This is a genomic window from Paraburkholderia sediminicola, assembly GCF_046026895.1.
Classification (GTDB): domain Bacteria; phylum Pseudomonadota; class Gammaproteobacteria; order Burkholderiales; family Burkholderiaceae; genus Paraburkholderia; species Paraburkholderia sediminicola_C.
Genome location: NZ_JAQQEU010000056.1, coordinates 38,229 through 45,543, shown reverse-complemented (window position 1 = coordinate 45,543; position 7,315 = coordinate 38,229). Strand labels below are relative to the sequence as shown.

Genomic DNA, 7,315 nt, shown 5'->3' with positions numbered 1-7,315 from the left:
GGGGGGGGGTTTTTTTATCGGGGGGGGGTTTTGTTCACTAAAACTCCACGCTGCCGCGCGTTTCATTTCATTCACGCTTTCGTCTAGCGCAGCCACACCAAATCGTGTTCCTTTTTTTCGACCGATGTCAGCTTCAGTGTTGCTGTTCCACGCGACGCGGCCCTGCGGATCGATTGAGGTCGCGTACTGGGCCGCCTTGCGTTCGACGAGGTCGCGTACTGGGCCGCCTTGCGTTCGACGAAATGATCGGTGCGGGGCAGCGTGAGCGACGACATTATGTGAGCGACGAGCGGCAAGCTGAAATGGGATAGGGGCACAGGCGTTGGCGTCGTCGCCGTTTGTCGCGAGACGAGGTACGCCCAGAGGTACGCCCTATTCGCGCCAAAGTTTGCGCATCAGCGCAAGCAAAGCGGTTGGCGCCGTGCCTTTTTGACAATAGCCGTCGAAATTGTGACGTGCCTTGCCGGTTTCCTTGACGTGGTCCTCGTCGAGCGACGTGAACGCGACGATCCCGAGACTCTGGGTCGGCAGATAGCTGCGCAGTGCGCTCGCCGTTTCATAGCCGTCGCGCCCCGGCATCATGATGTCGAGCACGACAACGTCGGGCACCCAGTCCTTCACGCAACGCAACGCATCCGTGCAACTCATGGCGGCACGGGCTTCGAGGCCCTCATAGGAGAGATAGGTGGCGAGCGCTTCGGCCGCGCCGGCGTTGTCGTCGACGACTAGAATGCGCGGCACTTCGTGCAATACCCGGACCTCACGGGCGCTCCATCGTTGGCAGGTAGGTGTTCGGGACATGGAGGGCAACGTGCGATCAAAACATCGATCTGCAGCAAACCGCGTACCCGTGCGCATCGCAGTATCTGACGTCGGGTGCGGGGGTCGCCTTTGGGCGACTGCGCAGCACGAAGGAAAACGCCGCTGACATTGTCCGTATTGAGGTAAGCACCCCATGCGAAAAGGTAACAGTTACCACACGAAAAATTGAAACATTACAATGTCCTTTCTTCAAAAATTCGCGAAAGGGGGACATGCAATGCTTCTGTTTCACCGTGGCGCAGCAATTCAGGCGTCCGCTATCAGACATGGCCATATGTTCGTCGGCCGCGCCTGCATTTTGAAGGAAGACGGCGAATCCACCTCGCTGGGTGATCTTGGTCCGTTCGCAAGCCCTGCCTGTGCATACGAGTTTGCTGTGCGTTGTGCGAGTGCTTTCGTGGATGGCGTGCCGATGCCTCGTTGCCCTATCGGCCAATCCTCAACCGTCGACGAGCCGGCTCATAGTTGACGGCTCTCTCCAAAGCACATTGCATCCCGGCGCAATCGTGCCAAAGACAATCTGCCAGGCAAGGAGACGTGATGTACAAACCCGTATTAAGCCGCTTTCAGTACACCCGCAAGCACGGCAAGCGCCGCACCTACGACGTAACGATCAACCTCGTGCAAAAGGCATCCGGTGTCTGCTCATACGCGGCATGGGTGCATTTCCAGGCCGAATTCAAAGGCTCCGGATTAATGCTCCCACTCGTGGCCAATACGCGTGACGCTGCCGTGCGGGAAGCGCAAATGCGTATTCAGACAGACATCGACAATCTGATTGGTATCGTCGAATAGGAAACCGGCCGGCGCGGGTGAATCCGGGTGAATGAATGCCGCGCGCTGTCCTGATCGTTCATTTGCGCGTCAGCGCCCACCACGAGGGCCGCACCCGCATCGCCTGCATGATTCGACATGCCGTCCGCTCTCACGCCGACGGCATGTTGCATATCCACTCCAGCCTAGGGCAAGTCAGCGATCTCCAGGCTCATCAACGCCGAACTCAATGATTTTCCATGCGCATCGAGGGCGAGCGAACGCGTGACACCGCCGCCAAGCGCATCGCCAAGTACAAAGTTGAATGCCGCAAGATGCGGAAGTTCGTAACGAACGACATCCCCGCGCACGACCTCACGCAAATGCAACTTCACGCGGTCCGCGGATAACTCGCGCCGCAGATGTTCGTAGTGACGCGGGTCATAACAGATGACCGACACGTTCAGCGTATTACCCTTGTCGCCCGTTCTGGAATGGGCCAGCTCTCGCAGTTTCATCTCATGCCTCCACGAATTCGAATGCCGGATGGACGTGGACGCGTGGTAGCAGCACCGATTGAACCGCAAGCACTTCTCGCGTCAGCCTGGTGACGCCCCCGCCACCGGCCGGACCATTCGTATAGAGTGTTTCGACTTCGTTGCCGATTCTCACGGCTTCCGCCACCGAGGACGTACGTCCGGCCACGCGTGCGCGCACTTCATAGGGCTGCGCCTCGCAGGCGCCCAAAGTGTCGCCATGCAAAGCGTTCACGCCAATCAGATCGAAGCGCAGCTCGCTCGTCTCGACGCCGGTGAGTTGCAGCCTTTCCCTGACGACATCGAGTGCGAGCCGGCCTCGCGCCACCGCGCCGGGACCGGCGTACGATATCTGCCCTTCCCCGATGTAGCCATCGACATACGCCACCGACACCTTGAGCGTATCGGTGCGCGGCGTGCCGCGCCCCCCGCTCACCCGGACGCGGTCCGGCGCTTCCCCGCTCACGCGGACACCGGTGAAGTCAGCGACTACATCGGGCTGCAAATACCTGGCCGGGTCGTGAATCTCGTAGATCAGTTGCTCCTTGCAGGTCGCCTCGGTCACGCGGCCGCCCGCATGCGCCACTTTCGTCACGATCACCGAACCGTCCTCGCCAACTTCGCCAATCGGAAATCCGAGGCGCGCGAGTTGCTGCACATCCTTGAAGCCCGGGTCGGCGAAATAGCCCCCCGTCACCTGGCCTGCGCATTCGAGCAGATGCCCGACCACGGTCGCTTGACCTAGCGTGTTCCAGTCGTCCATCTTCCAGCCGAACTCATGGATCAGCGGCGCCGTGAAAAGCGACGGGTCCGCCACCCGCCCCGTCAGCACGATATCCGCGCCGGCCGCGAGCGCGGCGACAATCGGCGCGGCGCCCAGATACGCGTTGGCCGACACGATGCGGTCATTGAACGAAGCGACGCTTTCTCCCGATTCCTCGAAATGGAAGTCGCCTCGCTGCACGACATCGAGCACGTCATCGCCGGTGACGGCGGCGATCTTCAGGCCGGCGAGTCCGAGTTCGCGCGCGATCGCGGCGGTCCTTTGCGCGGCCGCTAGCGGGTTGGCCGCGCCCATGTTGGAAATGATGCGCACGCCGTGACGCGCCGCGATCGGCAGCACCGCTTTCATGCGCGCCTCCAGCAGCGGATCGTAGCCGAGCGCCGGGTCTTTGCGCCGGCACTGCTGCGCGAGCGCGATCGTGCGCTCGGCAAGGCATTCGAACACGAGATAGTCGAGTGCGCCGTATTCGGCCAGCTCGACCGCGGGTTCGATCCGGTCGCCGGAATAACCCGCGCCTGCGCCGATGCGCACGCGGCGTTGGAGTTGAGTTGTCGTCATACGGATACCGCCTTTCGGAAAAGCTTCACAGAGGAAACACGCCGAGCACGACGCACGCGATCGTCATGACGATCGACGCGCCGAACAGCAGCGGGAACGTGAATTTCTGGTGGTCGGCCAGATCGATGCCACACAGGCCGACGACGAGAAACGTCGCGGGCGTGAGCGGGCTCACCGGAAAGCCCGTGGTCATCTGGCCGAGCAAGGCGGCCTGGCCGACGTGCACCGCCGGCACACCGAGTTGCCCCGCGACTTCGGCCACCACGGGTAGCACGCCGAAGTAAAACGAATCGGGATCGAACAGCATGCTGAGCGGCATCGAAACGAGACCGAGCGCGATGGGAATGTGGCTCGCCATCGCCTGCGGCACGAAGCCGACGGCGGCCTGCGCCATCGCCTTGAGCATGCCGCTGCCCTGCATGATGCCGGTGAAAACGCCCGCTGCGAGAAGAATGCCGGCCATCATCAGCGCGGCGCGCGCATGCGCATCGATTCGCTTGCGCTGCATGTCCACGTTCGGATAGTTGACCATCAATGCGATGCACAAGCCCACCATGAACATGATCGCCGGCGGCACCTTCTCGCCCAACACGACCATCGTGCCGAGCACCACCACGGTCAGGACGATGTTGAACCAGAAGTTCTTCGGCCGGCGCAGCGTCTGTTCTTCAGCGGTAAGCTCGCGCTTGGGCATCGGCACCGCGCCGTCCGCACCGAAGTACCCGAGGCGCCTCTCCTCGCGCCGGCCGAGCCAGAATGCCATGCCGAACACAAAGACCAGTCCGACAATCTGCACGGGAATCAGCGGATTGAACAGCGCCGAGACAGGAAGATGCAGCGACGCCGACGCGCGGATCATCGGCCCGGTCCACGGCAGAAAGTTGATGCCCGCCGCCATCGACACCGCGGCGGCCAGTACACGCCGATCCATTTTCAGGCGGTCGTAGAGCGGCAACATCGCCGGGATCGTCACCAGAAAGCACACCGCGCCCGAGCCGTCCAGATGAATCAATAGCGCGAGCAGCGTCGTGCCCATTACGATGCGCGTCGGCTTCGTGCCGACTGCCCGCAGTATCCGGTCGATGATCGGGTCCAGCGTGCCCGCGTCGGTGATGGTTCCGAAGTACAGGATCGCGAACACGAACATGCCGACGACCGGCGCGAGATTCTTCAGCCCGTCGATCACGAACTTGCTTGTCTGAAACCCGAAGCCGCCAACCAGCGAAGCCGCGATCGGCACGATGATGAGCGCGACGAGCGGCGACATGCGTTTTGAAAGGATCGCCGCGAGCAGGACGACGATGGTGGCCAGCCCCAACAATGGAAGCATCAGCTTGTCTCCAACGTGTTTTTTAATGTGCCCCCAGCGTAATTTCACGCCTACAATAAATCAATTGAAATGATTTGATAGCAACAATCACAAAACGTAATGGATCTGAACTTCCGCGATATTCGCGCTTTCATCGCCGTGGCCCACGCGGCCAGCTTCACGCGTGCGGCCACGCGTCTGAATCTCTCGCAGCCCGCGTTGACGGTGCAGATTCGCCGTCTGGAGCAGACGGTCGGCGTGCGCCTGCTGGATCGCAACAGCAGGAACGTCGCGTTGACGCCCGCGGGCCGCGAGCTGCTGCCCGTGTTGCAAAAGTCGCTTCATGACATGGAGCATGTATTGAGCGACGCGCGCGCGCTCGGCGACGGCACGAGTGGTACGGTGAGAGTCGCGTGTCTGCCGACATTCGCCGCGAGCGTGTTGCCCGAGTTGATCCAGGACCTGAACAACGAGGTGCCGCGCGTGCGCTTTTACATTCGCGATGTCGTCGCGGACATGGTGAATACGTTGGTGCGCAGCGAAGAGGTCGATATCGGACTGACGGGGGGCGATCTGTCCGATACGGATTTTGAAGTTCTGCACGCCGGTGTCGACCGTCTGGTGGTCGTATGCCCGAAGGAGCACCGGTTGGCGCGCGGTCGGCACATCAAGCTCGAAACTCTTGCCAACGTGCCGCTGGTATTGACCGCGCAGGGTACGAGCGTAAGGGCTGTGGTCGACGCCGCGTTTGCAAGCAGCGGCTATACGCCCGACATCGCGTGCGAGCCGACCTACATGATGACCGCGGTGGCGATGGTTCGCGGCGGGCTGGGCGTGACGATTCTGCCAGGCTCGGCTCGTGAAGTTCTCGCCGAACCGGGGCTGGTCGCGCGACCGATCGGAGACCGGGCGTTCGTGCGTCCCATTACGCTGATCAAAAAACGCGGGCGGACTTTGCCTGCGGTGACCGAGAAGTTCGTCGCGGCGATGAAGAAAAAAATCGGCGCGACGCGGCGCGTTCCGTAGAAAAGCCGCAGCGGCTCGAATGAGCCGCACCCGCCTTCAACCGGCAAAACCCTGATTCATCGACGCGCCGGCGCCGTCGCCAGCGCTGCCTGCGCACGTTGCAGCCATTCGCGGTTATGGTCCCTTGCGTGGCGCGGCCAGTGTTTGGCGTCCTGAACGATTTCCTTGTACAGGTCGTCGGCCCGTTCGCGATCTGCCGCATCGGCTTGCGCGGCCAGCCAGTCCGCGAACAGACAGCGCGGCGCCACGTCGCTCGCGCACGTCAACGACTGCTCGAACGCCGCGCGTGTGCCGGATGCTCCTAACGCGGCAAGCGTGCGTGCAGACAGCAGCGCCGGTTCACCTTGATTGCGGGCCTGCGGATGAGCCGCGAAGAGTTTCGCCAGGGTCGCGTCGGCGGCCGCGGGGTTGCCCATCGCGAACTGCGCGCGCCCCAGGCCGAGCAACAACGCGGGGTCGTTCGCGAACGGGCCGTTCGCGGCAGCCTGATAGTGTTCGAGTGCTTCGGCGGCATTACCCGCTGCAAGCAACGCTTCGCCGAGCCGCATGCGGTGCTGGACGGTGGGCGCGCGGTCGAACTCAGCGCGCGCCTCGCGCACCGCGCGATTAGGGTCGACGAACTGCGTGATGGCCTGCGTGGCCGCGCGCGCACCGCGCGATTGACGCAGGCTCGGCAGGTAGATGGCGAACAAATACACGACGCTGCCCAGCATCGGAAAAGCAAACAGGATGAACAGCCAATACAGGCCCTGGTTAGTACGTACCGCGTGCACCGCAAAGCAGATTGCGATGATGACGTGAAGACCGATTCCGAAATATGGCATGTTTGTTTACCCGTCGAGGCTCAGGGAGCGCTTGTGGACACAGCCGCGCTGCTTCTTCATCAGCGAGTTTATTACAGGGCGAACAGAACGATCGGAAAAGGTCCTGCGCGGCCCCAGCCTGGCGAGAGCAATCGCGAGAAGCACCGAAAAGAAAATGATGGGCAGAATCTCGCCGTTCGCAAATGCTCCGACGATGCTCATGAAGAAATCGAGCATGCCGTGCTGCTGCGCGGCGTGGGTATAGCGCGCAATCGCCGGACTGTCGATATGCGCGGGGTCGATATTCATGCCGCTGCCGGGCCGGATCACGTCCATGATCAAGAGACCGATCATCGGTGCGATTGTCGACGCGACCTCGAGGTAGAGCACCGCCTTGACGCCCACTCGACCCGCCTCGTGCAGGTCGTTCATCCGCGCAATGCCGACCCCACCCCCGACGCGAAGATGATCGGCGCGAGCAGCATCCTGATCAGTTTGATGAACAGGTCTGTTCGTCTATTATCCGAACAAACGCAACCAATCGGCGCGCGCACGGGCCTTCATCGACTTCCTCGTGGATCGCTTCAAGCGGAACGCGAATACGCTGCCGTCGGTTTCCGCGTAACGCGGCTGCGTCAGGTGCATGCGATGCAGCAAGCGGAGCGGCGGCGCACGCGCTGCGCGCTCGCAAACCAAATCCGGATTGCCAGTCGAAACTTCACCG

At 62.1% G+C, this 7,315-nt stretch carries 7 protein-coding genes and 1 pseudogene; 2 read left to right on the top strand and 6 right to left on the bottom strand.

From position 1 onward, the window contains the following. Positions 1 to 372: 372 nt before the first annotated feature. Positions 373 to 801 carry a response regulator gene (locus tag PQR02_RS29230; protein WP_408239699.1) on the bottom strand — a complete coding sequence of 143 codons (429 nt, stop codon included), beginning with the start codon at positions 799 to 801 and terminating at the stop codon, positions 373 to 375. Positions 802 to 1,362: 561 nt separating this feature from the next. Between PQR02_RS29230 and PQR02_RS29225 the strand changes: the two genes are divergently transcribed. After that, a complete protein-coding gene (locus tag PQR02_RS29225) occupies positions 1,363 to 1,617 on the top strand; it encodes a hypothetical protein (RefSeq protein ID WP_408239696.1) in 255 nt (84 codons plus the stop codon). A gap of 164 nt (positions 1,618 to 1,781) precedes the next feature. Here PQR02_RS29225 and PQR02_RS29220 read toward each other — a convergent pair whose 3' ends face one another. Genes PQR02_RS29220 through PQR02_RS29210 form a run of 3 tightly spaced genes read right to left on the bottom strand, consistent with a single transcriptional unit; the run spans position 1,782 to position 4,783 of the window. Beyond that, complete coding sequence (locus PQR02_RS29220) at positions 1,782 to 2,093, bottom strand: AtuA-related protein (RefSeq protein ID WP_149670988.1); 312 nt, start codon at positions 2,091 to 2,093, stop codon at positions 1,782 to 1,784. Position 2,094: 1 nt separating this feature from the next. Continuing rightward, the gene (locus PQR02_RS29215; RefSeq protein WP_408239692.1) at positions 2,095 to 3,453 is read right to left on the bottom strand and encodes an acyclic terpene utilization AtuA family protein; all 1,359 of its coding nucleotides are present in this window, start codon (positions 3,451 to 3,453) and stop codon (positions 2,095 to 2,097) included. A 25-nt stretch (positions 3,454 to 3,478) separates the two neighbouring features. Next, a complete protein-coding gene (locus tag PQR02_RS29210) occupies positions 3,479 to 4,783 on the bottom strand; it encodes a CitMHS family transporter (protein ID WP_408239689.1) in 1,305 nt (434 codons plus the stop codon). Positions 4,784 to 4,882: 99 nt separating this feature from the next. Between PQR02_RS29210 and PQR02_RS29205 the strand changes: the two genes are divergently transcribed. Beyond that, positions 4,883 to 5,788 carry a LysR family transcriptional regulator gene (locus tag PQR02_RS29205; RefSeq protein WP_408239686.1) on the top strand — a complete coding sequence of 302 codons (906 nt, stop codon included), beginning with the start codon at positions 4,883 to 4,885 and terminating at the stop codon, positions 5,786 to 5,788. A gap of 56 nt (positions 5,789 to 5,844) precedes the next feature. On the opposite strand, the gene PQR02_RS29200 is transcribed toward PQR02_RS29205, so the two are convergent. Next, positions 5,845 to 6,612 carry a tetratricopeptide repeat protein gene (locus PQR02_RS29200; protein ID WP_408239683.1) on the bottom strand — a complete coding sequence of 256 codons (768 nt, stop codon included), beginning with the start codon at positions 6,610 to 6,612 and terminating at the stop codon, positions 5,845 to 5,847. Positions 6,613 to 6,717: 105 nt separating this feature from the next. Beyond that, a pseudogene (locus PQR02_RS29195) lies at positions 6,718 to 7,100 on the bottom strand (cation:dicarboxylate symporter family transporter); the annotation flags it as partial. Positions 7,101 to 7,315: the final 215 nt, after the last annotated feature.